Annotated in this window: 2 protein-coding genes; both read right to left on the bottom strand. The window is 33.5% G+C overall.

Going from position 1 to position 2,533, the window contains the following annotated elements:
• A partial coding sequence (locus tag OQH62_RS08420; protein WP_266016104.1) for an iron chelate uptake ABC transporter family permease subunit occupies window positions 1-438 on the bottom strand: 438 nt, incomplete at its 3' end.
• The gene (locus OQH62_RS08415) at window positions 438-2,522 is read right to left on the bottom strand and encodes a TonB-dependent receptor (RefSeq protein ID WP_266016103.1); all 2,085 of its coding nucleotides are present in this window, start codon (window positions 2,520-2,522) and stop codon (window positions 438-440) included. The genes OQH62_RS08420 and OQH62_RS08415, both read right to left, overlap by 1 nt.
• Window positions 2,523-2,533 lie beyond the last annotated feature (11 nt).

Below are 2,533 nucleotides of genomic sequence, written 5' to 3'. Positions count from 1 at the left end.
AAGCATCACCATAATATGATTCTTTACACCTCTTGCAATAAATAAAGTAAGCATAAGACTTAGTATGCCAAATACAAAAGAAGAGAAACTAATGAAATACAGATTAACACCTAAAAGTAAAGCTAAAACAGCACCAAAAGCACAACCACTTGTTACACCTAAAATATCAGGTGAAGCTAAAGCATTTTTAAATAAAGCTTGAAAGCTTGCCCCACTTACTCCCAAAGCAGCTCCAACAAAAACAGATAAAAGAGCTCTTGGAAATCTGTTTTCAAACAAAATAAATTCACTCATTGTTGTGTCATAGAGTTGGGCTTTAAGCTTGAATTTCACAAGGAATAAAGAAACAATTTCTTCTAAAGAAATTTCATACCTTCCAAGTGTTAAAGAAAACAACAAAGCCACAACAAGCAAACAAAAAAAGCCAAAATATTTCATCAATACTTATACCCAAAACGGACAAAGAAATTTCTCCCCGGTTCTAATAAAGGGTTGGTAAGACTTCTTGCATAAGCTATGTTTTCAGCTGTTGCAGGATTTCTTGCTTTGGTATTAAACACATTCTCTATACCTAGAGTAAGAGACATATCTTTCATTGAAGGTTTAAAATATCCTAAATCAAGATGAGTATATACATTGCTTAATGTATATGATTTTGTTTTTCTTTCTTCCTTTACATTGATACGAGTTTTGCCTTTGTAAGCCTTTTGCACAAGTTCTATATCTCCCCAATCAAAAGTATAATCAGCACTGAATTTTCCATAAAGAGGTGCTATATAACTTAGAGGTCTGTTGTTGCTCTCATCTTGTCCATAAGTAGCACTTATATTAGAAGCTAGAGTAAGTCTTGAAAGCTGTATCGCACCTTCAAATTCAAGCCCTCTAATATTTGCCTTACCTATATTAATATACTGCCTGAAGAAAGAAGTTCCATCGCTCATTAAATCAGAAAGGCTTATCATATCACTATACTGAGTGTAAAATCCTGCTAGAGCAAAGGAAGCATTCTCACTTTCAAAACGCGTTCCTAGTTCTAAACTCTGGGAATATTCAGACTTTAAATTTGTATTGGCAATAGTTGGTTCACTTGCATTCCCTCCCGGTGTTGTTTGCATCATTTGTCCAACTGATGGTGCTTTAAAATTATGGCTTAGATTTGTAAAGACAGAGAAAAATTCATTAAGATGATACACAGCACCTAAACTTCCTGTTAGGGCTTTATTTGTTATATTGCCTGCATTATCAAGATTGAAAGTGTCTTGAGGGCTTTCATTATAGTATCTTTTCTTTCCTATTCTTGCAAGGACATAGTCTCCTCTTAAAGAAGCAGAGAGTAAAAGGGATTCTGTGAAACTGTAATCATCTTTTATAAAGCTTGAAAAAGTGTGGGTTTGGGAGGGTCTGCGTGTAGTTTTAGGTTCAGACCCTAATTTTTGACTCCAACGACTCGGTAATATACTTGCTAAATATTCTATTCCGTAGATAATATTATGTTTTTGAAAATTGTTTTTTAGAGTGAATTTTGAGCCGAAAAAATTTTCATTGTTAAGGTTTTGGTGTATATAAGAACCATTAAGAGCTCTCCTGTCGGTATAAATATCCGTATCCCAATGCCTCCAATAGACATAAGCATTGTATGAATCAGCAAAGGAGAGATTCTCTCCTTCAAGTCCAGCTCTTAGATAGTATTCTAGTATGGGGTTTTCCTCCATAAGTACTCCATAAGAACTTCCCGGAACTGCTCCAAATCCTCCAGCACGATAAGAATGTATTTTTGAAAATTTACCTTGCAAATAATATCTTGTACCCTCATCATTCATATACCCCACATTAAAATCAAGTCCTAAAGCATTGTATTTTGAATTCTTAGCTATACCTAAAGGGGTATGATAATCTCTAGCCTTTCTTAAAGCAAGTCCAAAAAGAACATCAAAGCCTTTCCCTCCACCTAAAGCTTCAAGTCTTGTTGCAAACATAGAATTCACACTAGAGTATTCTAAAGATTTTATTCTAGTGTGTATATCAAATTCTTTTTTATGAACATCTCCTTTATATCTTCTGGATTTAAAATTAATCACTCCATTCATAGCATCAGAACCATATAAAGAAGATGCTGGACCTCTTATGATTTCAACTGAATCAATAGAGTTTGGATCAAAGGTGTTGAATTCCAAAGTATTTCGTCCAGCTACTCGCACTCCATCAACAGTTACGATAGAACGTGAAAGATTTGAATTTAATCCTCTAAGAGAAATTTGCCCATTAATACCTCCATTTCTTTGAAAAACAATACCGGGAGTATTATCTAAGATATTTAAAATAGATCCCGTCCCTGATTTTTCAAGTTCTTTTTCTTTTATAATACTTACACTTCTGCTTTGATTTTCTAAAGAAAAATCAAAAATATCAAGTTCTTTTAATCCTTGTATTTGTACTTCATCTAAAAGATAGTTTTGTGTTTCTTCTGAAGAAGCTACTCTTACAAAAGAGATAAGAATAAAGAATAAGACAATATATTTCATAGTTGTTCCTT

The organism is Campylobacter sp. MIT 21-1684 (assembly GCF_026241315.1).
GTDB lineage: Bacteria > Campylobacterota > Campylobacteria > Campylobacterales > Campylobacteraceae > Campylobacter_D.
This window is presented reverse-complemented; position numbering and strand designations above follow the sequence as displayed.